The 24,445-nt window shown below is 64.7% G+C and carries 26 protein-coding genes and 2 pseudogenes; 14 read left to right on the top strand and 14 right to left on the bottom strand.

Annotated features, from left to right (window positions below; all coding sequences use genetic code 11):
• Positions 1-10: 10 nt before the first annotated feature.
• The gene (gene motA, locus MKL01_RS27740; RefSeq protein ID WP_243908401.1) at positions 11-874 is read right to left on the bottom strand and encodes a flagellar motor stator protein MotA; all 864 of its coding nucleotides are present in this window, start codon (positions 872-874) and stop codon (positions 11-13) included.
• 200 nt (positions 875-1,074) lie between these two features.
• Between motA and MKL01_RS27735 the strand changes: the two genes are divergently transcribed.
• Positions 1,075-1,290, top strand: a complete 216-nt coding sequence (locus MKL01_RS27735; protein WP_243908400.1) for a hypothetical protein — start codon at positions 1,075-1,077, stop codon at positions 1,288-1,290.
• A gap of 900 nt (positions 1,291-2,190) precedes the next feature.
• On the opposite strand, the gene MKL01_RS27730 is transcribed toward MKL01_RS27735, so the two are convergent.
• Positions 2,191-3,426 (bottom strand): hypothetical protein, encoded by a 1,236-nt coding sequence (locus tag MKL01_RS27730; RefSeq protein ID WP_243908399.1) that lies wholly within the window; start codon positions 3,424-3,426, stop codon positions 2,191-2,193.
• Between the two features lie 523 nt (positions 3,427-3,949).
• Here MKL01_RS27730 and MKL01_RS27725 point away from each other — a divergent pair.
• Positions 3,950-4,192, top strand: coding sequence for a hypothetical protein (locus MKL01_RS27725; RefSeq protein WP_243908398.1), 243 nt, complete (start codon positions 3,950-3,952; stop codon positions 4,190-4,192).
• Positions 4,193-4,326: 134 nt separating this feature from the next.
• On the opposite strand, the gene rutD is transcribed toward MKL01_RS27725, so the two are convergent.
• The 6 genes from rutD to MKL01_RS27695 all read right to left on the bottom strand — a co-directional run bounded on the left by rutD (position 4,327) and on the right by MKL01_RS27695 (position 10,225).
• The gene (gene rutD / locus MKL01_RS27720; protein WP_243908397.1) at positions 4,327-5,124 is read right to left on the bottom strand and encodes a pyrimidine utilization protein D; all 798 of its coding nucleotides are present in this window, start codon (positions 5,122-5,124) and stop codon (positions 4,327-4,329) included.
• Positions 5,125-5,702: 578 nt separating this feature from the next.
• The gene (locus tag MKL01_RS27715; protein ID WP_243908396.1) at positions 5,703-6,944 is read right to left on the bottom strand and encodes an ABC transporter substrate-binding protein; all 1,242 of its coding nucleotides are present in this window, start codon (positions 6,942-6,944) and stop codon (positions 5,703-5,705) included.
• Between the two features lie 49 nt (positions 6,945-6,993).
• Positions 6,994-7,386: a response regulator gene (locus tag MKL01_RS27710; protein ID WP_243908395.1), complete on the bottom strand. Its 393-nt coding sequence runs from the start codon at positions 7,384-7,386 to the stop codon at positions 6,994-6,996.
• Positions 7,383-9,362 (bottom strand): GAF domain-containing protein, encoded by a 1,980-nt coding sequence (locus MKL01_RS27705; protein ID WP_243908394.1) that lies wholly within the window; start codon positions 9,360-9,362, stop codon positions 7,383-7,385. The genes MKL01_RS27710 and MKL01_RS27705 overlap by 4 nt, the downstream gene beginning before the upstream one ends.
• A 304-nt stretch (positions 9,363-9,666) precedes the next feature.
• Positions 9,667-9,834 carry a hypothetical protein gene (locus tag MKL01_RS27700; protein WP_243908393.1) on the bottom strand — a complete coding sequence of 56 codons (168 nt, stop codon included), beginning with the start codon at positions 9,832-9,834 and terminating at the stop codon, positions 9,667-9,669.
• Positions 9,835-9,892: 58 nt separating this feature from the next.
• The gene (locus MKL01_RS27695; RefSeq protein ID WP_243908392.1) at positions 9,893-10,225 is read right to left on the bottom strand and encodes a hypothetical protein; all 333 of its coding nucleotides are present in this window, start codon (positions 10,223-10,225) and stop codon (positions 9,893-9,895) included.
• A gap of 338 nt (positions 10,226-10,563) precedes the next feature.
• Here MKL01_RS27695 and MKL01_RS27690 point away from each other — a divergent pair, with 338 nt between their 5' ends.
• Together MKL01_RS27690 and MKL01_RS27685 are read left to right on the top strand one after the other, a co-directional pair.
• Positions 10,564-10,899, top strand: coding sequence for a hypothetical protein (locus tag MKL01_RS27690; RefSeq protein WP_243908391.1), 336 nt, complete (start codon positions 10,564-10,566; stop codon positions 10,897-10,899).
• A gap of 218 nt (positions 10,900-11,117) precedes the next feature.
• Entirely contained in the window at positions 11,118-11,858 is a 741-nt protein-coding gene (locus tag MKL01_RS27685) for a DDE-type integrase/transposase/recombinase (RefSeq protein WP_243908390.1), read from the top strand.
• 176 nt (positions 11,859-12,034) lie between these two features.
• Here MKL01_RS27685 and MKL01_RS27680 read toward each other — a convergent pair whose 3' ends face one another.
• Entirely contained in the window at positions 12,035-12,199 is a 165-nt protein-coding gene (locus tag MKL01_RS27680) for a hypothetical protein (RefSeq protein WP_243908389.1), read from the bottom strand.
• 100 nt (positions 12,200-12,299) lie between these two features.
• Entirely contained in the window at positions 12,300-12,431 is a 132-nt protein-coding gene (locus MKL01_RS35835; protein ID WP_279604931.1) for a hypothetical protein, read from the bottom strand.
• Between the two features lie 135 nt (positions 12,432-12,566).
• On the opposite strand from MKL01_RS35835, the gene MKL01_RS27675 reads away from it, so the two are divergent.
• The gene (locus MKL01_RS27675; RefSeq protein WP_243908388.1) at positions 12,567-12,869 is read left to right on the top strand and encodes a hypothetical protein; all 303 of its coding nucleotides are present in this window, start codon (positions 12,567-12,569) and stop codon (positions 12,867-12,869) included.
• A 35-nt stretch (positions 12,870-12,904) separates the two neighbouring features.
• Here the strand turns inward: MKL01_RS27675 and MKL01_RS27670 are convergent, their stop codons facing one another.
• From MKL01_RS27670 to MKL01_RS27660, 3 genes and pseudogenes are all read right to left on the bottom strand, one after another.
• On the bottom strand, positions 12,905-13,261 hold the full coding sequence (locus MKL01_RS27670) for a hypothetical protein (RefSeq protein WP_243908387.1): 357 nt from the start codon (positions 13,259-13,261) through the stop codon (positions 12,905-12,907).
• A 168-nt stretch (positions 13,262-13,429) separates the two neighbouring features.
• Positions 13,430-13,636, bottom strand: a pseudogene (locus MKL01_RS27665) (recombinase family protein); the annotation flags it as partial.
• 99 nt (positions 13,637-13,735) lie between these two features.
• Positions 13,736-14,131, bottom strand: coding sequence for a transglutaminase N-terminal domain-containing protein (locus MKL01_RS27660; protein ID WP_313901495.1), 396 nt, complete (start codon positions 14,129-14,131; stop codon positions 13,736-13,738).
• Between the two features lie 167 nt (positions 14,132-14,298).
• Here MKL01_RS27660 and MKL01_RS27655 point away from each other — a divergent pair, with 167 nt between their 5' ends.
• The 6 genes from MKL01_RS27655 (at position 14,299) to MKL01_RS27630 (ending at position 19,790) form a co-directional block, all read left to right on the top strand.
• Complete coding sequence (locus tag MKL01_RS27655) at positions 14,299-14,709, top strand: response regulator (protein WP_313901494.1); 411 nt, start codon at positions 14,299-14,301, stop codon at positions 14,707-14,709.
• 519 nt (positions 14,710-15,228) lie between these two features.
• Entirely contained in the window at positions 15,229-16,101 is an 873-nt protein-coding gene (locus tag MKL01_RS27650; protein ID WP_243908386.1) for an STAS domain-containing protein, read from the top strand.
• A 4-nt stretch (positions 16,102-16,105) separates the two neighbouring features.
• A complete protein-coding gene (locus MKL01_RS27645; RefSeq protein ID WP_243908385.1) occupies positions 16,106-16,507 on the top strand; it encodes an STAS domain-containing protein in 402 nt (133 codons plus the stop codon).
• Between the two features lie 37 nt (positions 16,508-16,544).
• A complete protein-coding gene (locus tag MKL01_RS27640; RefSeq protein ID WP_243908384.1) occupies positions 16,545-16,892 on the top strand; it encodes an anti-sigma regulatory factor in 348 nt (115 codons plus the stop codon).
• Position 16,893: 1 nt separating this feature from the next.
• Positions 16,894-17,889, top strand: a complete 996-nt coding sequence (locus MKL01_RS27635) for an ATP-binding protein (RefSeq protein WP_243908383.1) — start codon at positions 16,894-16,896, stop codon at positions 17,887-17,889.
• A complete protein-coding gene (locus tag MKL01_RS27630; protein WP_243908382.1) occupies positions 17,886-19,790 on the top strand; it encodes an ATP-binding protein in 1,905 nt (634 codons plus the stop codon). Before MKL01_RS27635 ends, MKL01_RS27630 begins: the two co-directional genes overlap by 4 nt.
• A gap of 367 nt (positions 19,791-20,157) precedes the next feature.
• Here MKL01_RS27630 and MKL01_RS36290 read toward each other — a convergent pair.
• Positions 20,158-20,358, bottom strand: a pseudogene (locus MKL01_RS36290) (FAD-dependent monooxygenase); the annotation flags it as partial.
• A 167-nt stretch (positions 20,359-20,525) separates the two neighbouring features.
• Between MKL01_RS36290 and oxlT the strand changes: the two are divergent.
• From oxlT to MKL01_RS27615, 3 genes are all read left to right on the top strand, one after another.
• Positions 20,526-21,797, top strand: a complete 1,272-nt coding sequence (oxlT, locus tag MKL01_RS27625; protein ID WP_243908410.1) for an oxalate/formate MFS antiporter — start codon at positions 20,526-20,528, stop codon at positions 21,795-21,797.
• Between the two features lie 389 nt (positions 21,798-22,186).
• Positions 22,187-23,305, top strand: coding sequence for a branched-chain amino acid ABC transporter substrate-binding protein (locus MKL01_RS27620; RefSeq protein ID WP_243908381.1), 1,119 nt, complete (start codon positions 22,187-22,189; stop codon positions 23,303-23,305).
• Between the two features lie 40 nt (positions 23,306-23,345).
• On the top strand, positions 23,346-24,445 hold a 1,100-nt coding region (locus MKL01_RS27615; RefSeq protein WP_243908380.1), incomplete at its 3' end, for a peptide ABC transporter substrate-binding protein.

Genomic DNA, 24,445 nt, shown 5'->3' with positions numbered 1-24,445 from the left:
GGAGATTAGGTCAGATCTGGGCGGGCAGAGCGGCGGTTGCCGCTTCCACTTCGTTGAAGGTTGGGCGGACTTCGCTCATCAGAGCCTTTCGAGCAAATTCTATCGACATCACCGGTTGCTGACCGCTGATGTGGGCGAGGAGACCCGTCTTGAGTGAAAGGTAGTATTTGGACTCGGCCTCGAAGAGGCTTTTGAGCGACTGCGCCATGGGCCCGAAGAAGCCATAGGCGATGAAGACGCCGAAGAAGGTGCCTACGAGCGCGCCGCCGATCAGATGTCCCAGCACCTCGGGCGGCTCTTTGATCGCCCCCATGGTCTTGATCACGCCGAGCACGGCAGCCACGATGCCGAGCGCCGGTGTTCCGTCGGCGAGCGCCTGCATGGCCGAAACGAGGCGCTCCCGCTCTTGGTGATGCGTCTGCAGTTCCTCATCCATGAGAGCGTCTATCTCGTGGACGTTGGTGGCCCCCAGCGACACCATGCGCATGTAGTCGCAGACGAATTCGACCGCGTGATGGTTCGCTGCAAAGGTCGGGAAGGCGTTGAATAGCGCCGACTCGCCCGGATTTTCAATGTGCGGTTCGAGCGCCATCGAACCTTTCTGCTTTGCAAGTTTGTATAATGAAAACTGCATTCCTAGCAGTTCGACATAGCTTTCTTGCGTGTATTTGGGGCCCTTCACGAGCGTGCCCAGCATGTCGGGCACGGCCTTGAGCACCGGCCCGGTGTTGCCGATGACGAAGGCACCGATCGCTGCACCGAGGATGATGACAAACTCGAACGGTTGCCAAAGGACTTGCAGGTGGCCGCCCATCTGCGCGTAGCTTCCGAAGACGCAGGCGAAGACGACCAGTGTGCCGACGATCAGCCGCATAATTTTGCCATCCTTATGCGGCCGCAGGTACCACCCGCACGAAGCCACTACTGATCTGGCAAGTCACGGATTATAGTTAACAGACAGTTTAGAGCCGCTGTTGGGATCGCCGCGGCTTGCACGGCCGAGGACGCGACCCTCGGTCGAGGTCCGTTGAAAGGCAGGGCGCAAATTTACGAATGTCGGACAGACCTGTGGCTATGAAGCCGCACGAATTCATTGGCATTGCCGTTCCGGCGACAGGCTCCGCTCTGGGTGCAGTCGGCCTCTGGCTTATCGTCGGAGCAGTCTTGAGATTGTCGGCTGACCCGGGCGGCCTGCTCATTCAGAACATCGCGACGGTTCTGCACCCTGGCGTCTGGTATGTGCTCGCCGCGCTGCTCGCCCAAGGGGTGGGACGGACCAACTCCGAGTGACTGGCGCGCTCGGCCGGGTCGATGCCGGATGCCAAAGGCTTGAACTGGTCGGCGGGGTTCATCGGCCCCACTCCCCAAGACACTGCCCATGGCTGTCCAGGCAGCTTCTGATGGGTCTAGTGGCCGAACGACACCTCCGTGGCCGTGATGGCACGGACGACGCCCCCCACTCCTGAAACCAAGCCGCAGGCATCAACCTGGACAGTAAGCGCCTGCGGATGGACTCCGAACAGCCTGATTACCGTCCAGCCCAGCGCCCCACCGCATGGCTCGACCGCCTCTGTTACCCGCGAGAATTCTCATTCGGTCTGACCGGCCGAGGTCGCTCATTGCCTCCCGGCAGCTCTCTCAATGATGTGCATTTTATTTTTTTCCGCGAGCGGAAGACAGGCTTGCAGATGGTGAAGACGCGCTAACCAGACCGGCTATTGAGCGGCCCGTTGCTCTCGCGCGGCCTTGATCCGGACTGATATGTCCGCCACCACCTTATCTACTTCTTTGGGAGCTGGAGGCGGCGGGGCTGGCGAGGCAAGTGCCACCGGCGCACTTGGCGCAGCCCGCTGCGATGGCATGACCCCCCACCGCAGCACCAACGCGGCGGGAATGAGCGCAAGGCCGCCAGCGACGACTGAGGGGCTGTCAGCGTGGTAGCCGTACCAAGCGAGGGCGAGCCCGAGCAAAGTGACAAGGCGGAGGACGGTCATGGCGGCTGGTAATGAGGCCAAGCTGCTTTCACTCGGGTGAAGATGAAGCCCTCCAAATCGCCCCTCCACTTGGGCCAACCGTAGCTGCATCGGTTCCCGGTGAGTTCGAGCTTTGTCTATGAAACCTGACGGTCGTCGGTGTCCGCTTCTCGATGAGAACGGACAGCGCCTCGGCCTCCGTCACCTTCCCTTCGCCCTAGGCGCGCCAGAGAAGCGCCGTCACGGTTGGCAGCGCGGCGCGCGTGGCCGCCTCCAGCTCTCGGCGGATCTCATCGGAATAGGTCATTGGTCCCGGTCCCTCACGGGCCGCGGCATGGGCCGGCGCCATAACCTCGTCAGAGGCGTCGCCCCCGTTCTGCCGGACCCCTGCGTGGTCCTGGCCATTCACGGTCGCGCAGAAGGCCGTGCGAGCCACGGCGTGCGCCTCGATGGCTGCAAGGATCGGTACCGCCCCGTCGGTCTCCAGCTCCTGCGACTTCACGGGGTACTCGTCGGCGAACTGGGTGCGGATGGTGTGCTGGTGGCAGGCGTCCTTGAAAGCCGCCTTCGCCTCCTCGCTGCCGGGCGTGAGGGCATCGGTGGCCGGAGCGGTAGGTGCCGACGCTTCCGGCGATCCTCCCTCGTCGTTGCCGCGGGGGTGCCGCCGTGGCGCCAGGATGCCGACGACGGTACCCACGATCTTCTCGCGCAGATGATCCGCCGTGTAGGGCCCATCGCTGGCATAGAGCATGCGGCCGGGCTCGGTCCGGTCCAGCTGCCGCTTCGTCATCTCCGTGTTGCGTGGGCGGTTCACCGGATCGACGAACCACCTTTCCTCGCCGTCGCGGTTGATCGGGCGCCGGTTCGTCTGCAGCACGTCGCGCTGGCCATCACTCCACTGCAGGACGCACAGGGCGCCATGGGCTGGCGCCTGGCGGCTCGGGTCGTAAACGACGGTCTCGCCCGGCCGGACGAGCGGATAGGCCGCGGCGCCCTCGACGCAGTGCTCGCCCATGCCTTCCGGGCACTCGATCAACTCGGGCAAGGGCTTCGGCGCGCGCAGGTGCTCCGTCATGACCTCGGCCGGCGTGAAAATCCCGGTTATGCGGTGGATCGTCCCGACCCGATCCGCACGCAGGCGGCCGAATTCGCCCGTGGTGGGGTCGATCACCTCGATCAGCGGCGTGACCTCTGAACCGGGGGCGAACGGTCGCGCAAACTCCGGGCGGAAGTTGCGGGTCAGGTCGAAGATCGCCGGGCCGCGGCCGCCTTTCAAGTAGAAGACGGCGAGCCCCGCCTTGGTCGGCATTTCCGGTTCGACGAGGACGCTCGCACTGGGCGCAGCGTGCAGCCCCAGACCGATCTCATCGACTTGCAGGCCGTAGGCATCTGGGGTGGCGTTGCAGGAGACCGGGATTGTGCCGGCCGGCTGGCGCGACTTCTGAGCGGGCACGGATAGAGCTTCCGGCTCGGTCTGTGTCGGTGGTGGATCGTCCTGCGCAGCAGGCGCAACGTCCTGCTTGAGCAGCTTGCCCTTGCTTCGAACCTCGATGGCCGCAGAGGGGTTAACGTCACGAGGAACGAGATCGACCCCGACGAAGTTTCGGTCCGCCCTCTGGAGGAAATGATGTCGGACAGTATGTTAGCCTCTGCAACGTTCCCCTCCCTCAAAGCCGCTCGGTCGGCACGAGAGCGGCTGGCTCGCGCAGGGTTTGCCCGCAACAGCATCGAGATTGATCGGCATGCCGATGCATTCGAAGTCTCGATCAACACTCGGGAAGAGAACCGCGGCCGGGCCGAACGCATCCTAACGGGCTCGCCCCTGGGCAACGATTTCCGACAGGTTGGAGAGCAGGCAGCCGACTTCGTTCAAGCCAATCAGCCCCTCGCCTTAGGGCTCGCGGCATTGGCGGGTTTCGCGCTCTTCAGCTTGACGAACCGTAGGTGACGGCCGCTACCCCTTGGAGAAACGCACCATGAAGCACTTATTCGCCAGCTCGCTCATCGCAGCCAGCTTGTTTGCTCTACCCAGCATGCCGGCCACGGCGCAGAGCATCGACATCGGGCCAGGTGGCGTGCGGGTCGATCCGCGCTCACCGCGGGAGCGGGACCGGGACGAGATCCGTCGCGAGGAGCGGCGCGAGGAGTTCCGCGAAGAGTCGCGTGGCCCGATCCGTCGCGAGGAGCGCCTGCGCCGCGAGGACGATGACGACGATTGATCCGCCGCGAGGCGCGCTCCATCGATCGGCGCGTCGGGTTGATCTCGCGGCCGCGGCGAGGATGGGCGGCCCCGTCGAGCCCATCGGTCGATGTCGGGATCGGACGACTTAAGCCCCGTCCGGGATGGACGACCTCAATGGGGGTGGCTCGCCTGCGTGGCCTCCCTCAGGAAGTCGATGAGATCGGCTTTGAACCGGTCGGGCACCGTGACCGAGTGAGCGTGACCGCCTTCGGCGGCCAGCGCTAGGCGCGAAGCCGGGATGGCGCGTGCCAGATCCTCGGAGCACGTGCACGGAACCAGGACGTCGTCCCGAGCCGCGGCGACCAGCGTCGGCACCTGGATCCCGCCCAGTAGCCCGCTCGCGTCGAACGCGAGCAAGGCCCCCAGGCGGGCACGCAGGTTGTGGGCCCCCTGGAAATGCCCGACGCCCTCCGCCGCCTCACGGGTCACGCGCTCCGCATGGCGTGAGAGCCAGGGAGCGGGGTACAGGAAGATCGGCTGGGCCCGCAGGTAAGCCTCGGCCCCGCCGTGCTCCAGCAGCGCGATGCGGGCATCGAAGCAGCGCCGCGTGTGACTGTCGACCTTCGCCCAGGCGTTGACGAGGACCAGGCTCGACAAGCGGTCCGGTTCGCGGAGGGCGAGGTCGAGGCCGACCAGGCCGCCGAGCGCGTGGCCGACGAAGTGACAGCGCCGAACGCCCGCTTGATCGAGGATTTCGAGCACGTCGTCGGCCATATGGGCGATCGCGTATTGGGTGGGCAGTTCCTCCCAGTTCATGCCTGTCCCACGGTGGTCGTAGATCACGACACGGTACTGTTCGCCGAGAGCGGCGAGTTGAGGTTTCCAATAGGCGCCCAAGCCGCCGAGCCCGGCCGACAGCAAGATCGTCGGGGCGGTTTCCTCGGATCGTCCATGAATAACGTAGTGCATGGCCTGAACCTCGGATGGTCGGGTCCGAAGAGTGGCAAATGTCCTGCCAAAGCACTTCGCCGAGAGCGCCGACGCCGTCTTGATGCCAAGTTTTCCCTCGCAGGCGCGCACACGCTCGAGGCGCTCACGCCTGCGTCTCCAGCTCAGCCTCGAACGCGGCCATCTCCTCGTCCGTAAAGGCGACGGCCGAACACCACTGGAAATGTACTGGGCTCGGCATGGCATAGGCCGGGATCCGATAACTTCCGAGCGCGGCGCCGGGTCTCGGTACGGGCGTCCACGATCAGCCCGTCATCCAGCAGATTGCGGAGCGTATTCCGGCTGCAGGCGGACGGCCCACCTCAACCGACCCTGTCGAGGGCGCGGCGCTCAGCCGAGGTGCGGCCGGGATGGGGCATGCGGTTGGGGTCGAGCATGGTGGCTCCTACATGCGGCGCGGGCTGCCGCGATCCAGGATGATGTTGATCGCCGAAATGCGGGCGGTCCCAGTCTCTTCCCGGTAGCGCATAGTCTTGGCGGTCTCAATGGCCTCGGAGATGTAGCTGCGAGCAAGCTTATTCACATGATCGGGGAAGCGATTACTCTACAATTTGGGTAGCGTGTGCGAGCAACAGTGGGGGTACTTCAATCCCCATTGCGCGCGCGGTTGTAAGGTTCAGACCGAGATCGAATGCCACCGGTGCCTGAACCGGAAGATTACTCACGGGCTGGCTGCGGAGGATCCTATCGAGGTATGCCGCTGACCGCTTAAACATATCGTTTTGGTCCGGCCCATAGCTTAAAAGTCCGCCGTCTTTAACGAAGTAGAGCCACGGATAAACCGTGACGATCCGATTATCCGCAACTCGCGCGATGATGGTCTGACGGTTCACTGTGGTGAACGGATCCGCCATGACGGCAAGATTGTCCGTCTCGGATCGAAGGCCGTCGATGAGAGATCGTAGTTCGTCGGCCGACTCCAATGGCCAAGCTACCGGCTCGTAACCGAACGCGCGAGCCGCCTCTGCGAAGGCGCTCTGATAGAAGCGTTCTCCGACGGGCAGCGTTCGTGGGGACCAAACAAGATGCATCCGATGCGAACGTGGGCTTAATGCTCGCGCGAATTCGATCCATTTTGCAGCGAGTTGGTAGGAGTGATTGATAAAGCCGGTCATGTGAGTGCCGGGAACAGCTAGGCTTTTCACAAAGCCGGAACCGATAGCGTCGAAGACGGACACGAAGACGACGGGGATGCCCTTCGCGTGGTCGAAGCAGGCCTGAGCCGAGATCGTATTCTGTGCGAGTATCACATTGGGTGTCCAGGCAACCAATTCCTGGGCTAGGCGAACTGCATTGTCGGCTCGGCCAGAAGACCAGACGAGGCGGCTTTCAAGATTATTCCCCTCGGTCCAGCCCAGACGCGACAGCTCATTCCGCAGGATGCTAACCCTGTTCTGAGCATCATTGTCGCTTGCGTCGACACCCATGAGGATGGCGAGTTTCTGCATCTTGGCCGCCTGCGCAAGGCGCGGTGCAAACAAAGACCCCGCGGCGGCGACGAAAGATCGTCTATCGAGATGCATCATGGGGTGACGGTGCGCAGTCTTCTTTAAACCGAGGCTACGCCATTGCGATGCGTAGGACCATGTCTTGCCGCCTTCTGAACGGCGATACCAGTTACAGCAGAGTTTCCGACGATGGCTGCCGTGACCTTCTGGCAGATCTCGCGGGCGTCGTCGGGCGCCTCCGGCGTCACGGCTATCCGCCGGATGGTCTTCATCCAGTTGCGCGACATGGTGCGGGTCAAGAGCGCCGCGCCGCGGAAGACGGAGGCGCTGCATCGGGCGATGCTGCGGCCTCGCCGGTGCGCCCAAACGCTAACATCAATCCTCAGCGAGTGGCTGCAGCGAGGCGTACGTCGATCTCGGAGCGCAGCGCGCCGAAGTCGATTGGCTTGTCCAGGAGCCCAGCGGCGCCGCTAGCTAGCGCCTTCTCGCGCGTTTGCGGATCGCCGTAGGCGGTAATCAGGATGACCGGTACGTCAGGGCGCGCGCGGCGTACCAGCGGTAGTAGCTCAAGCCCGCTCATGCCCGGCATATTGATGTCCGAGAACACCAGGATCAGGCTCGGTCCGTCTGCGGCCGTGACGTGCTCCAAAGCCTCGGCGGCGGAATGCGCAAACGCCATAGCGAAGCGGCCGGCACGCAGCTCGCGCCGGAACTGCTGCCGGAATAAATCGGTGACGTCGGGTTCATCGTCTACAACGAGGATGAGGACACTCATGGGGCGCTCTCCGGTTGATCCGCCTCGGCACCGCCGCGAGGCAGCACGATTGTGAACTCGGTGAACTGACCAGCCTCAGTGGCGACATCGATTGTGCCGCCATGCTGCTTCACGACGATGTCGTGGCTCAGTGACAAGCCGAGGCCGGTCCCCTCGCCGGCCGGCTTCGTGGTGTAGAAGGGATCGAACATCTTCGCCCGGACCCCCTCCGGGACGCCGATGCCGTTGTCTCGCACTCGAATTTCAACGCGCTTGCCAAGGTCACGCGTCGTAACGGTGAGCGTCGGCTGATATCTTGCTCCCGCACCGTCAACTCTCTTGGCGACGGCGTAGAACCCGTTCGTGACCAAGTTCAGAAGCACGCGAGTTACCTCTTGCGGATAGAGGTCAGCGGTGCCTGCCGCGGGATCGAAGTCGCGGGACAGCGTGACGTTGAAGCTTGGCTCCTGCGCACGAGCACCGTGATAGGCGAGATTCAGGCTCTCCTCGACGAGATTGTTGACATCGACGGGTCGACGTTCGCCCGAGCCGGTGCGCGAGTGCAAGAGCATGTTCTTGACGATCGAGTCGGCCCGCTTGCCGTGCTGGACCACCTTGGCGAGATTGCCTTTCAGCAGGTCGGCGAGTTCATCGATCTCGGCCCGGATCCGGCCGTCGAGCGACCCGGTCTGAAGCGCCTCTTGCAGTTCGTCGACGAGTTCGCTCGACAGCGCGGCGAAGTTGTTCACGAAGTTGAGCGGGTTCTTGATCTCATGCGCGATGCCAGCCGTGAGCTGGCCAAGGGAAGCGAGCTTCTCCGTGTGGATCAGGCGGTCTTGAGCGGACCTCAGCCCATGCAGAGAGTGAGCAAGTTCACGGGTTCGGGTCTGAAGCTGCTCGAAGAGGCGCACGTTCTCGATCGCGATGACCGCTTGATCGGAAAACCCGCGAACGAGATCGATGTGCCGCGCGGTGAAGGGCTCCACTCTCGTGCGGCCCAAGGTGAACACGCCGATGGGTGCACCCTCGCGCAGGAGCGGGACACCCACCATCGTTCGGTATTGCCCCAAACGTTGATGCTCGGTGGCGGTGTACTCTGGGTCGGCGAGCACGTCGGGGATCTGGACGACCTCCCCGCTGCGAGCGACCCGCGACGTCGCGCTGTGGAGACCAGGCGTGAAAGGATGCGCCTTCGCGTAGGTCACGACCTCATCGGGGAAGCCGAACCCGGACAGCCATCGGTAGACCTCGCCGTCGCGTTCGAAGATGCAGCTCTGGTCCGCACCACATAGCCGGGCGGCCGACTGGACCAACGTATCGAGGACGGCCTGAAGATCGAATGCGGAGCGGCTGATCACTCTCAAGACTTCGGCCGTCGCGGTCTGCAATTGCAGTGCCTCAGTCAGCTCACGCGTGCGCGCTTCAAGTTCTCTAAAGAGACGCGCATTCTCGATCGCAATGACAGCTTGATCGGCGAAGGTTTGCACCAGCTCAATCTGCCGCTCAGTAAAAGCGCCCACCGTGAAGCGACCTAAGTTCAGAGCACCTATCGGCTCGCCGTTCCTAAGCAGCGGCACGCCGAAGACTGTCCGATGCCCGCCAAGACGTTGATATTCCTTAGCTTCGTAGCTTGGGTTATTGGCCCGAACATCTAGGACCTGTACGGGGCGCCTTTCGAGAGTTACCCGTCCAGCGACGCTGTTTCCGCCTGCCCTTAAAGGATGCGCGTCGCCATAAGCGATGTACTCATCGGAGAAACCATAACTCGAAACACAGCGATAAAAATCGCCTTCTCGCTGGAAAATGCTGGCGCAATCCGCCCCACAAAGGGTGACGGCAGACCTAATGAGAGTGTCCAGTACGATTTTCAGATCAAATATTGAACCGCTTATGACTTTTAGTACGCCAGCAGTTGCTGCTTGCTGACGCCTCACCTCGTCGAGATCGCGTCGCAGAGTCATTATTTCGACCTGCATTGCTTCGCGTGTTTGCTGCATATCAAGCTCACAGCAAGAATTTCAGCGTGACCATACACGCTGCGATTGATCTCGTCTCCCAACGGAGCGGGAAACGGCAAGGCGGTCCATCGTTGGCGTTATCTCGCAGCTCCAGAGGCGCGTCCGCGATGGGCGCCATCTGTCGAGCGATCTCGATGCCGGCGGTGAAAGCGGCTTGCTCTCGGGGCGTCATGGGCGAGCCTTTCCGTTCGGTCTCGGCAACAGATCAGCCCAGATCGCCCGCAGGAACACGGTTCAGGCACTCGCCCGCTTGGGGTCTGCGTCGGCTACAGCATGCAGCAGGTCATCGACAATTGGGGGCACCGGCGGCATCAGCCTCGATACCCTTGCGGCGCAGGGCGCTCTTGAAGGCGGCGACAGCAGGGGCGTACGGCCCGTGGCGCTCGATGCTGACGAGCAGGGCCAGGATCTCGGCGGCAATGGGCCCGCGGGAGGTGGGGGCGGTCGTCATGCGGCCGGTCTCCCGATCCCGTGCCACGCGGTCTCCAATGCCATTGATCGGTAGGGTCTCAATGTGAATTTGGCGGTCGATCGCTGCCCTTGTGACGACGCCTGTAGTACATGACGCCGTAGAGACCTGAGAGCCACAGACAAAACAAGACCGTCACTATAAGGCAGCCATTCATCCAGTAGAAAAATGGTGTCAGTGTTGCCGCAGTCCAACCACCTCTTGCTGCATATTCAGCCGCAACCTGAAAACCGATATATAGATTTACTGCTAGGACAATCGACGTGACAAACACAAAAGGCAGCGAGTTTTTTTGACCAAATATTTTTTTTAAGACCGCCCACGCCCCCGCGAGTAAGATGATCGGAAAAGATAAAAAGATGTAGAATGTCATGCTCAAATCTTCGAGGTGATCCCTGGACTTGTATGCCCCGCGCTTTCCCGACGCGGGCCCATTAGCATCCACCAACGCGGCGATATCGTCCATACTTCACAGCCGGTCGCTGACCTCCGCTGCCATCGCGAGTGCGGGCAGAGGTTAACCGCTCGACGTCGGCCCGCAGGATCGCGAGATGTCTGCCTGGTCTGCATACCAGTACGCAGCGGCACGCTACTGGTGTATCGGCACGGTCACGTCTGACGACCATCGAGGCAGAACTCAATTTCTGGCATGGCGCTCACTGGCAGTTTGAGCCCTATGAGAAAGATCAGAAACAGCCACAGCGATGACTAATGCAATCAGAAAGAGATAATGCTGGGCAGAAAAACAACCTCTATTCGATCAATACGAATATGGAAGCCCTGCAGCGGCTGTTGAGTCGTTTCGACGGTGATGGGGCACTCACCCAAGCGAGCCCGGCCCTCATCCGGATAGCCATCGACACGGCGCGGGCGGAGGCTCAAGGCTTCGAAAAGCTGTTGAGCACTCTGCTGCTGGACACCGAGGGTGTTGAGCCAAGCGTCGTTGAGGCCCTGGTCGACATCGTAGCGAGGTTCAAGCTCATGCTCGATGCTCAGGAAAATGCGCTGCGTGACCTGGACAAAGCGATAGATCCGGACGGCCGATAGCAGACAGCATCAACATATCTCCGGCGCTGCAGCGTGGGCTGTCTCGGCCACATCCAGTGCCTGAGATACGGCGCGATCAATACCGTCGGTGAGACCGCGACCCCATTCCGCGCGGCGGGGGGCGCGGCCGGTCACTCGGGCGCTTTTCCGAGTTCGGACCAAAGATGTCAGGCGACACGGCAAACTGACCCCCTGACGCCATGAGGACCTGACCCCCGATGAGCGAGGAGGTCGAGATGATCAGGAGCGAGGATCAGGCTCTTCAGCGGACGGACGATCCGCGGAGGACCGAGATGAAGACGCCGGACGACGTGTCGGCGATGGTGCGGCTGAAGGCGCTGGGCTGGGGCGCCCAGCGGATCGCGACCGAGCTCGGCTGTTCGAAGAATACGGTCAAGCACTGGCTCCGTCAGAGCGATTGGCGCCCCTCTAAACCGCCCTCACGGTCGAAGCGGCTCGACGGCTTGACGGACTGGTTGGCCGAACGGTTCCGGCAGCATGCGGGCACCGCCGACGTCGTGCGTCAGGATCTCGCCAACGAGAAGAACATCCACGTCAGCCTGCGCACCGTGGAGCGGGCTGTGGCGCCGTTGCGGCGGGATTTGATGATCGCCGCGCGGGCGAGCGTGCGGTTCGAGACGCGGCCAGGCGAGCAGATGCAGATCGACTTCGGCGAGCGGCGGATCGGGATCGGCGGCATGCCGACCCGGGTGTCGCTGTTCGTGGCGACGCTCGGCTACTCGCGCCGCCTGCACGTGCGCGCCTTCGGCCACGAGCGACAGGTGGACTGGTTCGCCGGATTGGAGAGCGCCTTCCAGGCGTTCGGCGGCGTGCCGCGCGAGGTGTTGCTCGACAATGCCCGCGCCCCGGTCCTGCACCACGACCCGGTCTGCCGCGAGGTTAACCTCGGGGTCCGCAGCAGTGATGGCATCCGCCTCGGTGAGGCCGCTGTAGCCTAGCAGGCGGGCAAGACCATCGCTCAGGGTGTTGGCTTCGCTGTTGGGGTAGTCGCTGAAGTGCTGGACCGCGTCGCGCAGCAGGTGCTCATAGAGGCACGGTGGCGTGACATAGGCATCAAGCCTTCAATGTGGCCCGTCGCTGTTCCAGACGGCCGACCCGCTCGGCAGGCGCAGGCTCAAGCGTGCAACCCCGGGCTGTCGAGCTTGAACGTGAACCACTCGCAGCCCATCGGCCATCGCCCGGTCGGCGAGGCGGCCGCGCGCTCCTGCTCCGTGAGCAAGACGGGTGACAGATCTCGGATCGGGGCACCCGCCGCCACCGAGTGGGCGCCGAGGTTCATCACGAATCCTGACGCTTAAGGTTTCGGTAACCACGACGTTCTCCTGTGGACGGACGCAGCCCAACCCGGCTGCGATCAGTTGCCCTGTCAGGGAGGGAGATCAGCGATGGACCAGCAAGTTGGAGACGATCACGAAGACCGTCAGCAGATGGAGTGAGGTTCCGCACGGCGGCGCTTCGATGATCTGGCCACATTCGGCGCACATGGAGTGCGCCATGATCACCTTGTCCAAACGCCTCGCCATCGCCACGCCCGCAGCTCTCGGAATGGCCGTGACCGCCGTCCTGATGGCGCAGAGCGTCTTAGCCTCAATGCCATGATATGACCTCGGCTGGGGCCGAAGCTCGCATTCCGGGAGGCTATCGTCATGGGACGCATCGGGGCTGGGCTGAGCATCATAACGATGCTGGCGAGCGGCGCGCCGGCTATGGCGCAGCAGCGTCCTTACACGCGGGCCCTGACGTGCTCGGCCGTCAAGGAGATTGTCGCGCGCGAGCAGAACGTCGTCCTGTCCACGAGCGCGAACGCTTATGAGATGGTGCACCGAGATGTGATGGCTTGCGCGTCCGACGAGACGGGCGCTCCGGCGTTCGAGCCCACGTCCGACGATGCGAACTGTCTGGCGGGATGGCGCTGCAAACAGCGTAACAGCGACAGCCAGTCGAAATAGGGCCGACCCGATTTTGTGGGGATCAACGTAGTGCCTCAGGGGGCCGAGGCGGTCTGCAGCTCGTCGATGAATTCATCCGGGACGCCGGACTCCGCCCAGAGTACCAGCACGCTGCACTTCAAGATTGCCGTCTCTTCTGGCGAACCGGAGGCGTGCCGCAGGCCGCGGTAGTGATCGGCCAGCCGGCGGCGGGTATCCTCGGTGGACGGCGTCGGCTCGGCGCGCTTGCCCCGGCGCTTCGGCTTCATCCGCGCGCCAACCAATACGGCGAGACCGTGACGCTTGTGGAACAGGATCGGTTCCGCCGGCCCCATCTCGACATAGGCTCTGTTGAGCTTCTCGCGAGCGATGGCACCGAGGCGCACGATCTCGTCCACGCCGATCTCATCCATGATCTGTGCGAACAGCGCCGGGGCGGACGTGTCCTGGGCCGCGAAGGCGTCGTAGATGGCAACGAGCCGGTCCTCGGAGACCCGGTCCGAGTTTATCTTAACCCCCCTGTGCCGTTGGCGCCGTTTGCGTCGAAATCGGTGCTATCGGCGCCATTGGCACTGCCGGCACTGCCGCACGTTCTCCTTCATGGCGCGCAGCACGTGCTTGGCGTTCTCGTGCGACTGGTACTCGTCGAAGAGGCCGTACAGCCGCCGTGTCATCACCTGACCGGGCTCATCGCCGAATTCCGGGGTGATCGAGATCAGCCGCACGCCGACCTTGCGGAGGCGGCGCTCGTACATCTCCATCACGGAGCTGTCTCGGAAGAAGCGCGAGTTGTCTTCCCGACCTTGGTAGGCGACGGTGCCACCGACCCCGGCGTTCAGATCCTTGAGGAGCGACAGGGTATCGGTCGGGCAGGACGCCACGAACCCCTAAGCCCAGGCCCGCAGGCTCGGCTCCCCCTCCGGATATTGTGGGATCGTCAGGGCGCCGAGGTCCGTCCGCTCGTCATCGGTGTACTGGAACGGGAACGCGATGGCGCCGGCGGCGATGGCGAAGGTGGGATAAGCCTCGGCCGAGAGTTCGACCCGCGATACACGCTCCACGACGAGGCGATCGGTCAAGGCCCCGAACGTGGCCGTCGCCACGGCGTTGCCGGCGACGTCGCAGGCCCAGGTGACGCTGGCATCAGGCGACAGAGTAATGGTATTCGACAGCAGGCGCAGGTCGCGGCTCTCCCGCGGCCTCATCTTCAGCCGGTGCGGTCCGAGATTGACTGGCTGGCGATAGCGGTACGTCGTCTGGTGGCGGATACAGAGGTCGACCACAGATCCGTCCCTTCGATCAGGCCCGGCTGCGCAGGGCACGTAAGCTGCCCCGACGCCGCCTAGCATGGATCCGGCCACGTACTGGCTGGCCCTGGACATCGGACGATCTGCCAAGATCACGGTTCCATCGGGAGGCAACCTTCCGGTCGCGAGCGGGCTTTGGTTATGTGACCTATGATTCCGAGGGCGATGCGCCCCACGCCCTCGTCGTCGACGACGACGCCCTAATCCTGATGGAGGCGACCAGTATCCTCGAGGATGCAGGGTTCCGGGTGCTCGAGGCGATGAACGTCGTCCAGGCTCTGCAAATATTGGATCAGCATCACGACGCGGTTCAACTCCTCTTCACTGACGTGCACATGCCAGGGGTCGCCGACGGCTTCGACTTGGCAAGGAAGACGAACGAGCGCTGGCCGCACATCGCGGTTGTGGTCGCCTCGGGCCAAGCCCAGCCTGAGCCCGGCGACCTGCCGGAGGGAGCAACGTTCATCGGCAAACCGTTCAGCGCCGAAATCGTTCGGCATCATGTCCGCAAAGCACTGCCTGACGAGAGGCACCCGAAGCAGTTAAGGACATAGTCTTTCAAACCTCGCGTTTCATGCCCGATGCGGGAAGTTTTCGCGCTTTAGAGCAACTTCTGAGACCGTCCGCTCATGGGTAGCCTGATCGAGCGGGTTGATCGCCTGAAGTTGGCTGTCAGCCTCTGGTCCGTTGCGGAGCGGGCCGGACGGGAAAGCAGAGGCGCTGCCCTACAAGCAACAGCGTCGGCTTGGATAGCCCCTGTCGGCCCAGGAAGGCGACTTCTCATATGCTGGCGCTGTCCTGTCGCCGTCGCTGCCGCCGCTTAGAAAGAAACGGGGATGACAAGTCAGGCCGCCACCTTTGTATAAGTTATCTTGGCCTGGGGCCCGCGCCTGGGGAATGTGGGGCGTCCGCGGCGGCAATGCCGCGACCCGTAATGCGAAAATCGACGAGACAACAAACGAAAGCCGAAGTCGAGAGATAAGTTGCTGCGGCCAGCTTCTTCGTAGCGATGGTGCCTATCGAGAGGCTAAGTATCGGGATAGAGGCTGCATCGTACCGAGGGGAAAAACCTGATGCCAATGGACGGCGCCGAGGTCCTGAAAAGGACGCTCACGGAAGACGAGGCCGCCATCCTCGAAGCCTGGTCCATATCTCTTCGGGAAGGGACCTCCCTGCAGAGCGGTCGGATCCGGGAGGCCGAGCTCCAGACCCAGGCCAAGGCCGTGTTCGGCCAGCTTCGGGACGGACTTTCGTCCGGTGGGGTCGACGCGGACGCGGAAAGCTACACTCCGCTGCGCGAGAACCTCGCCGATATCTCGCGCTCGCGGGCGATCCAGGGGTTCACGCCGACCGACACCGCCAACTTCGTCTTCTCGCTCAAAGAGCCGATTTTCGAGGCGCTACGGCGCAGGTCGGCCGCGGACGCGTCGGCCCTGGCCGCAGGCGTATGGGCGGCGGGGAAGGTGCTCGACAGGCTCGGGCTGCTAACGATGGAGGTGTTCCTGGCCAGCCGCGAGGAGGTCATTGGGCGCCAGGGGCAGGAGATCGCCGAACTCTCTACGCCGGTGGTTCGGCTCTGGGACGGCATCCTGGCGCTGCCGCTTATCGGCACCCTCGACAGTGCCCGCACCGGCGTCGTTATGGAGAACCTGCTGCAGGCCATCGTCGACGAAGAGGCCGAGATCGCCATCATCGACATCACCGGCGTACCGACCGTCGACACCTTGGTGGCGCAGCACCTGCTCAAGACTGTGGCGGCCGCCCGCCTGATGGGCGCCGACTGCATCGTTTCCGGCATCCGGCCGCAGATCGCGCAGACCATGGTCCATCTCGGCGTGGAGCTGAACGTCATCTCGAAAGCGACGCTGGCTGACGCCTTCGCACTCGCCCTCAGGCGGACCGGCCGCAAGGTTGTGCGCCAGCAGGCGGCTGAGGAGCGCCGCTGAGGCCATGGACCGCATCCCGATCCTCAAGCTCGGCAGCACGCTGATCGTCACCATCCAGGTCGACATGCACGACCGCCTCGCGCTGGCCCTTGAGGAGGACCTGACGGCGATGATCGCGCGCACCGGCGCGCGCGGCGTGCTCATCGAGATCTCGGCGCTGGAAATCGTCGATTCCTTCATCGGGCGCATGTTGGTGAGCATCGCGGCCGTCTCGCGCGTCCTCGACGCGGAAACCGTCCTGGCCGGCATGCGGCCGGCGGTCGCCATCACGTTAGTCGAGCTCGGCTTGGAGCTCACCGGCATCAGGACGGCCCTCAACGTCGAGCGCGGCATGGCCTTGTTGAAGGCGCGCTTGCCCGAGGACGGCGCGAGGGATGGGAGCGACCGTGACGGTCTCGAAGACTGAGACCGTCCCCATCCGGTCCGGTGACGACGTCGTCCGCGTGAGGCAGCGCGTGCGTGCCCTCGCCATCGACATCGGCCTCGGGCTCGTCGATCAGACGAAGATCATCACCGCCGCGAGCGAGCTCGCGCGCAACACCCTCGATTACGGCGGGGGCGGCGAGGTCCGCCCGGAGATCGTCCAGGCCGGGACGCGCAAGGGCCTGCGCCTGACCTTCGAGGACCAGGGTCCAGGCATTTCCGATATCGAGCAGGCGATGACCGACCACTACACGTCCGGCAAGGGCCTCGGCCTCGGCCTGGGCGGGGCCAAGCGCCTGTCGAACGAGTTTCATATCGAATCGACGCCCGGCGTCGGCACGCGCGTCATGATCACCCGGTGGAAATGACATGGACCGGGTCACCGTCACGGAAGCGAGCCAAGTAGCCGAGGCCCGACGACGCGCGGTGGCCGTCGCTCAGTCCATCGGCTTCGACGAGACCGCGGCCGGCCGCATCGCGCTCGTGGTGACCGAACTCGCCACCAACGTGGTCAAGTACGGCGTGCCGGGCGAGGTCTTGGTCGGCACCTACGAGGACGGGACGGGCTCGGGCGTCGAGGTCCTCGTGCTCGACAAGGGCGAAGGATTCTCAAATCTCGGCCTGGCCCTGACGGACGGTCACTCCACGGGGGGCAGCGCGGGCGAGGGCCTTGGCGCGGTGCGCCGCATCTCCGACGCCTTCGACATCGTGTCCCGGCCCGGGCTGGGCACGGCGGTGCTGGCGCGCGTGTCAATCGATAGGAAGACCGTTTCGGACGCCGTGCCGGGCTACGGGGCGGTGGCGGTCCCCTTGAAAGGTGAGACCGCCAACGGCGACGCCTATGCCGTGCGCGAGCGCGCCGACGGCTGGACCGCCGTGGTGTCGGACGGTCTCGGTCACGGGCCTGAGGCCGCCAAGGCTTCCGAGGAGGCGCTGAAGCTGTTCCGGAGACACCAGGACAAGCCGCCCGCCGCGATCCTGTCCGCCATCCATGCGGGCCTGTCGCACACGCGAGGCGGTGCGATCTCCGTAGCGCGCTATGAGCGGAACCGGGGCACCCTCGCGTTTGCGGGCATCGGCAACGTGCTGGGTGCGGTCGTCTCCGGCACCGTGACCAAGCGAACGGTCAGCCTCGCCGGGACCGCGGGGCACGCAGCCCGGCGCATCCAGGAGTTCGAGTACCCCATGCGCCCGGACGACCTGTTCGTGCTGTGCTCGGACGGGATCGCCACGGCTTGGTCGCTGGACGCCCACCCCGGCCTCGCGGCCGCCCATCCGACGCTCGTGGCTGGGGTGATCTATCGCGACTTCGCGAGGGTGAGGGACGATGCCACCGTGCTCGTCGTGCGGGAGGGGGCGCGATGAGGTGGCCGCTCCTCACCAGTGCCATCCAGCACGAGGACGACATCGCGACGGTGCGCCAGCGCGTGCGCCGCCTGGCCGAGCGCCTGGGCTTCGAGATCCAGGACCAGACCCGCATCGCCACGGCGGTGTCCGAGATCGCGCGCAACGCCTACGGCTACGCCGGCGGCGGCCGCATCGAGTACGGCCTCGATCAGCTCGACCGGGACCGCGGCGAGCAGTTCCTGGTCATCAGGGTGAGCGACAAGGGACCGGGCATCGCCGAACTCGACGCCATCCTCGAAGGTCGCTTCCGCTCGACGACGGGCCTCGGCATCGGCATCACCGGCTCACGGCGGCTGATGGACCGCTTCGAGGTCGACACGGTGGCCGGCAACGGCACTGTCGTGACGTTCGGGAAGCGGCTTCCATCCGGGGCTGAAAGTTTCACGGGACCGACGCTCGCGACCCTGGCCGAGGATGTCGCCCGGGCCAGGACTGAGGAACCGCTGGTCGCCTTGCGCGAGCAGAACCGGGAGCTTCTGCGCAGCCTCGCCGCGCTGGCCGAGCGCGAGGAGGAAACCCAGCGCCTGAACCAGGAACTCTCCGAGACGAACCGGGGCGTGGTCGCGCTCCACGCCGAGTTGGAGGCGCAAGCCGTGCTCCTGCGCGAGGCGGGCGTTCTCCTGGAAAGCCAAGTGGCTGCCCGCACTGCCGAGCTTGCGGAGGCGAACGCCCGGCTCCTGGCCGAGGCGGTCGAGCGCGAGCGGATGGAGCAGGACCTGCGGCAATCCCAGAAGCTCGAAGCGGTCGGGCAATTGACCGGCGGCGTCGCGCACGACTTCAACAACCTGCTGACCATCATCCGCTCGTCCGTCGACTTCCTCCGTCGCCCGGATCTGCCGGAAGACCGGCGCAAGCGGTACATGGACGCCGTCTCCGACACCGTCGACCGCGCCGCCAAGCTCACCGGACAGCTCCTGGCCTTCGCACGGCGCCAGTCCCTGAAGCCCGAGGTGTTCGAGGTCGGCGAACGCCTGCGCGGTGTGGCCGAGATGCTCGACACCATCACAGGGGCGCGCATCCAAGTCCGGGTCGAGATGTCGGACAGACCCGCCCTGGTACGGGCCGACCTCAACCAGTTCGAGACGGCCCTGGTGAACATCGCCGTCAACGCCCGCGACGCCATGGACGGCAGCGGTACGCTGACGATGCGGGTGGCGGCCGGGCGGGCCATGCCGATGATCCGGGGGCATGCCGGCTCACGGGGGCCGTTCGTGGCGGTCTCGCTCACCGACACCGGCTCGGGCATCCCCGCGGAGGTGCTCGGGCGCATCTTCGAACCGTTCTTCACGACCAAGGACGTCGGGCGCGGCACGGGTCTCGGGCTCTCCCAAGTGTTCGGGTTTACCAAGCAGTCCGGCGGCGACGTGGACGTGACAAGCGAGAGCGGCCAGGGGACAGTCTTCACCCTCTACCTGCCCGAAGTCTCGTCGGAAGCCGCCGAAGCCCCTGTCTCCGACCCCGACGCCGCTTTTTCGCCGGTTGGCCTCGGTCAGCGCATCCTGCTCGTGGAAGACAATCTGGAGGTCGGAGGCTTCTGCACTCAGATCTTGGAGGATCTCGGATACGCACCCGAGTGGGTCGTCAACGCGGAAGAGGCGCTCGAACGCCTCGGGACGGACGGTATGGGCTTTCAGGCCGTCTTCTCCGACGTCGTCATGCCAGGTATGGGCGGGATCGAGCTCGCCAGAGCGTTGCGCATGCGCATTCCGGCCCTGCCGGTGATCCTGGCCTCCGGTTACAGTCATGTCCTGGCACAGGAGGACAGCCACGGATTCGAGTTAATCCACAAGCCCTACTCGGCCGCGCAGGTAGGCCGGGTTTTGCGTCGGATCATCGGCGCCTCGCTCCATAATCGCTGATGCTCATCCACCGGTGACGCGCTGTCCGCAGGCGACCATGGCCAACTTCCCACTCATGGTCTCGACCAGACTGCGTACGATCACGCGGCTCCCGAACCTGCGACGCGTCGACGGCTGAAGAAGCGTCTGCTTCCGAGATGCGTTGGAGTGGGGCTGTACGACGGCAAAGGGCGCATTGCTGCTGGGCTGGTCTCGAAGCTCCTCGACACTGACGTCGAGGGGCCGAACGCTCAAATCTCAGTCCCTTCGGCTAGGGTCAGAGCATCCTCGACGTCCACACCGAGGTGCCTGACCGTCCTCTCGATCTTGGTATGGCCGAGCAGGATCTGCACGGGTTTGAGGCGATGAGGCGAAAGTGCTCGCCGCCCATCGGGACCAGGCCCATGGAGCCATGCTCGGACGAGAAGATGTGAAAGTCCGTGTCGGCCAGCGCACCGTCGATCTTGAGGTCGCCGAGTGCGTAGTCCTCGGTGCGGGTATGCCCCTCGAAGGGTAGATCCAGGGTGGTACGCACGAGGCTGTGCGCCCCTTCCGCGGCGATGATCCAGGGCGCAGCGACCCGCTCCAGGGTGCGTGCCGCTCAGGACCGAGCCTGCGCCCTGATGGTCCATTTCTGTTCAGCGCTTAACAATGGCCGGAGCGGGAGCGTCTCCAAGCCCGGGACGGCCCCGGGTGACAACATGGCGGCCAAGAGATGCACGGATCTTGCGGGCACTCCTTCACAGGGAGTGGATTATGGACACGCTTAGTCGGCGCCGCTGGTTGCAGCTCGGCCTTGGGCTGATCGTCATGATGACGATCTCGAGCCCACAGTACGTCTGGACACTGTTCGCCAAGCCGTTTCAGGAGTTGACGAACGCCTCGCTCGCCGCCGTGCAGGTCACGTTCACGCTGGTGATCGTCCTGCAGACCTTCTTCTCACCGGTGCAAGGCTACCTGATCGACCGCTTCAGCCCCAAGCTGATGATCGCGCTGGGCGCTGCTCTGTCCGGCCTCGGTTGGGTTGCGGCGTCTTACGCGCAGTCGCTGGTCGGCCTCTACGCCACCTACGGCCTGCTCTGTGGCTTGGGGACTGGCATCGTCTATGTAGGGATCGTCGGGTTGATGGTGCGCTGGTTCCCGGATCGGCGAGGCTTCGCCGCCGGCCTCGTCGCGGCGGGCTACGGCATGGGCGCGATGATCACCACGTTCCCCATCGCCGACATGATGGAGACCGCTGGCTTCCGGACGACCCTGTTCGACTTCGGTCTCATCCTCGGTGGCGTCGGCATTTTGGCCGCGTTGGGCCTGCGGGCGCCGCGCGCCGACGAGATCCCCGCCTTCGAGGCCGCCCGCGTGACGACTGCAGCGGCCGATACCGCGCCCGGCGCGATGCTGCGCACGCCCCTGTTCTGGATGATGTTCGTCATGATGACGATGATGTCGACCGGCGGCCTCATGGTCACCGCCAACTTCGCCGCCTTTGCGCGGGCGTTCGGCGTCGCGGACGCGCTGGTGCTCGGCTTCGCGGCGCTACCATTCGCGCTGACCTTCGACCGGGTGACCAACGGCCTGACGCGGCCCTTTTTCGGCTGGATCTCCGACCATATTGGTCGCGAACTGACGATGACCCTGGCCTTCGCCGGCGAGGCGCTGGCGATCTGCCTGTTGCTCTATTACCGACAGAACGCCTACGCCTTCGCCCTGCTGTCCGGGGTGGTGTTCTTCGCTTGGGGCGAGATCTTCTCCTTGTTCCCGTCGCTCCTCACCGACACCTTCGGCGCCAAGTATGCCACGACGAACTACGGCTTTCTGTACATGGCGCAGGGCGTGGGCTCTCTGCTTGGCGGCCCGATCGCAGCTCTGATCCACGATGCCGCCGGCAGTTGGGTGCCGGTGTTCAGCATCGCGATCGGCTTCGATTTGCTGACAGCCGGCCTGGCCTTGTTGGTCCTGAGGCCCATGCGGCGAGACTGGGTGGGCGCGCGTCGAACACCGCCGATCATCCCGAGAGCTGCGGCAGCCTGATGCCGAATCCTGGTCGTTGCGCGCCAGACATCGCGCTGAGCGGGCGCGGCACACCTCCGGCCAGCAATGCCGCCGGCGGCCGAGTTGTGCGTGATGGTGTCAGCAGGTCAGTCCGTCGGGGTTCCTGGCCACGGCCCTCGGAGCGCCGAACGCAGGAGCGGGCGGTGCAGCCGGTGGCGCCTCGCGAAGACCGTCGGACAGGAGCGCGTGCGCAATGGCGGCCGTATGCGTGCGAGGACGCATCACCCCCGGGATGAGTGACCAGGTGACGGTGTCATGCGCGGGACGGCGAAGGCCCGGGCTTCCGAAAATTTGAGCGTTGTCCCCGTCGGCCGCGATCTTGCAGGAAGGCGCGGATGACGCCTGAGGGCGATACCCGGGGGATAGACATGCGTTCTTCTATACTCGCTGGTATCCTCGGCCTCCTGATGGCCGGCCCAGTGCAGGCACAGGTTAAGATCGGCATCGTCGGTGCGATTACCGGGCCTAACGCGGCTTTCGGTGCCCAAATCAAGAACGGCGCCAGTCAGGCGGTCGACGACATCAACAAGGCCGGCGGAATTAATGGCCAGAAGCTCCTGGCCGTCATCGGCGACGATGCCGGCGATCCCAAGCAGGGCGTGTCGGTGGCCAACAAGTTCGCCAGCGACGGCGTCAAGATGGTCGTCGGCCATTTCAATTCCGGCGTCTCGATCCCGGCCTCCGACGTCTACCTCGACGCCGGCATCATCCAGGTCACGCCCGCCTCCACCAACGTGAAGTTCACCGAGCGCGGCCTGTGGAACACGTTCCGCACCTGCGGCCGCGACGACCAGCAGGGCGCGGTGGCGGGCACCTACCTGGCCGCGCACTTCAAGGGCAAGAAGATCGCCTTCGTCCACGACAAGACCCCCTACGGCAAGGCCCTGGCCGCCGAGACCCTGAAGGCGCTCAAGGCCAAGGGCGGCAAGGCCGCGATGTACGAGGTCATCAACCCAGGCGAGAAGGACTACTCGGCGCTGGTCTCCAAGCTGAAGTCGGCCGACATCGACGCCGTCTACTTTGGCGGCCTGCACACCGAGGCCGGGCTGATCATCCGGCAGATGCGCGACCAGGGCCTCAAGGCGCCGATGATGAGCGGTGACGGCATCACCGACAAGGAGTTCGTCCAGATCGCTGGGCCGGGTGCGGCGGGCACGCTGATGACCTTCTCGCCGGACTCCCGCAAGAACCCGAACGCCAAGGACGCGGTCGCCGCGTTCAAGGCCAAGAACATCGATCCCGAGGCCTACACGCTCTACTCGTACGCGGCCGTGCAGGTCCTGGCTAAGGCGATGGCCGAGACCGGCTCCAGCGACGGCAAGACGCTCGCCGACTGGCTGCACCAGGGCAAGCCGACACAGACGGTGATCGGCGAGATCGCCTACGACAGGAAGGGTGACATCACCCGGCCCGACTACATCATGTACGCGTGGACGAAGGGACCAGACGGCAGGATCGACTACACTGGGCACGAACTGACGCAATGATTACACTGCAGGCGGCGCGGCGAGGCTCGAGGATGAACTCATGGACGAGCGGGATCTGCGCGGCCTCATCGGGCGGGTGAAGGACGGCCGCCTGTCGCGGCGCGCCTTCGTGCAGCGGATGGTGGCCCTGGGCCTCACCGCGCCCATGGCCGGGCTGATGCTGGCCGGGAACGGCGTGGCCATGGCGGCCGACATCCGGGCCGGCTACAAGCCGACCAAGGCCGGCGGCGGCGGCGCGCTCAAGCTCCTCTGGTGGCAGGCGCCGACCCTGATCAACCCGCATTTCGCGGTCGGCACCAAGGACCAGGAAGGCTCGCGGATCTTCTACGAGCCGCTCGCCGCCTGGGACCCGGACGGCAACCTGACGCCCGTGCTCGCCGCCGCGATCCCGTCCCGGGAGAACGGGGCGCTCGCCGCGGACGGCCGCTCGGTGGTCTGGACCCTCAAGCCCGGGGTAAAGTGGCACGACGGCAAGCCCCTCACCGCCGACGACCTCGTCTTCACCTGGGACTACGCCCGCGACCCCGCCACCGCGGCGGTGACGATCGGCTCCTACAAGGATTGCAAGGTCGAGAAGATCGACGACCTCAGCGTCCGGGTGCTGTTCGACAAGCCGACGCCCTACTGGTGCGACGCCTTCGTGGGCATCGTCGGGATGGTGCTGCCGAAGCACCTGTTCGGCCCCTACAGCGGCGCCAAGTCCCGGGACGCCCCCCAGAACCTCGCCCCCGTGGGCACCGGCCCGTACCGGTTCGTGGAGTTCCGCCCCGGCGACATCGTCCGCGGGGAGCGCAATCCGGACTACCACCTGCCGAACCGGCCCTACTTCGACACCGTCGAGATGAAGGGCGGCGGCGACGCGGTCTCGGCCGCCCGCGCCGTGCTCCAGACCGGCGAGTACGACTACGCCTGGAACCTCCAAGTCGAGGACGAGGTGCTCAAGCGCCTGGAGACCGGCGGCAAGGGCCGGGTCGACGTGGTCTACGGCGGCAATCTCGAGTTCCTGCTCCTCAACGCCACCGACCCGAACGTCGAGGTCGACGGCGAGCGCGCCTCGATCACCACCAAGCACCCCGCCTTCTCCGACCCGAAGGTCTGCCAGGCGATGAACCTGCTGGTCGACCGCAAGGCGATCGAGAC

It is taken from the genome of Methylobacterium sp. J-070, assembly GCF_022829385.1.
In the GTDB taxonomy this organism is placed as follows: domain Bacteria; phylum Pseudomonadota; class Alphaproteobacteria; order Rhizobiales; family Beijerinckiaceae; genus Methylobacterium.
This window is presented reverse-complemented; position numbering and strand designations above follow the sequence as displayed.

Bases quoted from the DNA above. Each gene is read 5' to 3' on its own strand.
- motA (WP_243908401.1), bottom strand. From the start codon at position 874: ATGCGGCTGATCGTCGGCACACTGGTCGTCTTCGCCTGCGTCTTCGGA.
- MKL01_RS27735 (WP_243908400.1), top strand. From the start codon at position 1,075: ATGAAGCCGCACGAATTCATTGGCATTGCCGTTCCGGCGACAGGCTCC.
- MKL01_RS27725 (WP_243908398.1), top strand. From the start codon at position 3,950: ATGAAGCACTTATTCGCCAGCTCGCTCATCGCAGCCAGCTTGTTTGCT.
- rutD (WP_243908397.1), bottom strand. From the start codon at position 5,124: ATGCACTACGTTATTCATGGACGATCCGAGGAAACCGCCCCGACGATC.
- MKL01_RS27715 (WP_243908396.1), bottom strand. From the start codon at position 6,944: ATGCAGCGCCTCCGTCTTCCGCGGCGCGGCGCTCTTGACCCGCACCAT.
- MKL01_RS27710 (WP_243908395.1), bottom strand. From the start codon at position 7,386: ATGAGTGTCCTCATCCTCGTTGTAGACGATGAACCCGACGTCACCGAT.
- MKL01_RS27705 (WP_243908394.1), bottom strand. From the start codon at position 9,362: ATGCAGCAAACACGCGAAGCAATGCAGGTCGAAATAATGACTCTGCGA.
- MKL01_RS27700 (WP_243908393.1), bottom strand. From the start codon at position 9,834: ATGACGACCGCCCCCACCTCCCGCGGGCCCATTGCCGCCGAGATCCTG.
- MKL01_RS27695 (WP_243908392.1), bottom strand. From the start codon at position 10,225: ATGACATTCTACATCTTTTTATCTTTTCCGATCATCTTACTCGCGGGG.
- MKL01_RS27690 (WP_243908391.1), top strand. From the start codon at position 10,564: ATGCAATCAGAAAGAGATAATGCTGGGCAGAAAAACAACCTCTATTCG.
- MKL01_RS27685 (WP_243908390.1), top strand. From the start codon at position 11,118: ATGAGCGAGGAGGTCGAGATGATCAGGAGCGAGGATCAGGCTCTTCAG.
- MKL01_RS27680 (WP_243908389.1), bottom strand. From the start codon at position 12,199: ATGAACCTCGGCGCCCACTCGGTGGCGGCGGGTGCCCCGATCCGAGAT.
- MKL01_RS27675 (WP_243908388.1), top strand. From the start codon at position 12,567: ATGGGACGCATCGGGGCTGGGCTGAGCATCATAACGATGCTGGCGAGC.
- MKL01_RS27670 (WP_243908387.1), bottom strand. From the start codon at position 13,261: ATGGATGAGATCGGCGTGGACGAGATCGTGCGCCTCGGTGCCATCGCT.
- MKL01_RS27650 (WP_243908386.1), top strand. From the start codon at position 15,229: ATGCCAATGGACGGCGCCGAGGTCCTGAAAAGGACGCTCACGGAAGAC.
- MKL01_RS27645 (WP_243908385.1), top strand. From the start codon at position 16,106: ATGGACCGCATCCCGATCCTCAAGCTCGGCAGCACGCTGATCGTCACC.
- MKL01_RS27635 (WP_243908383.1), top strand. From the start codon at position 16,894: ATGGACCGGGTCACCGTCACGGAAGCGAGCCAAGTAGCCGAGGCCCGA.
- MKL01_RS27630 (WP_243908382.1), top strand. From the start codon at position 17,886: ATGAGGTGGCCGCTCCTCACCAGTGCCATCCAGCACGAGGACGACATC.
- oxlT (WP_243908410.1), top strand. From the start codon at position 20,526: ATGGACACGCTTAGTCGGCGCCGCTGGTTGCAGCTCGGCCTTGGGCTG.
- MKL01_RS27620 (WP_243908381.1), top strand. From the start codon at position 22,187: ATGCGTTCTTCTATACTCGCTGGTATCCTCGGCCTCCTGATGGCCGGC.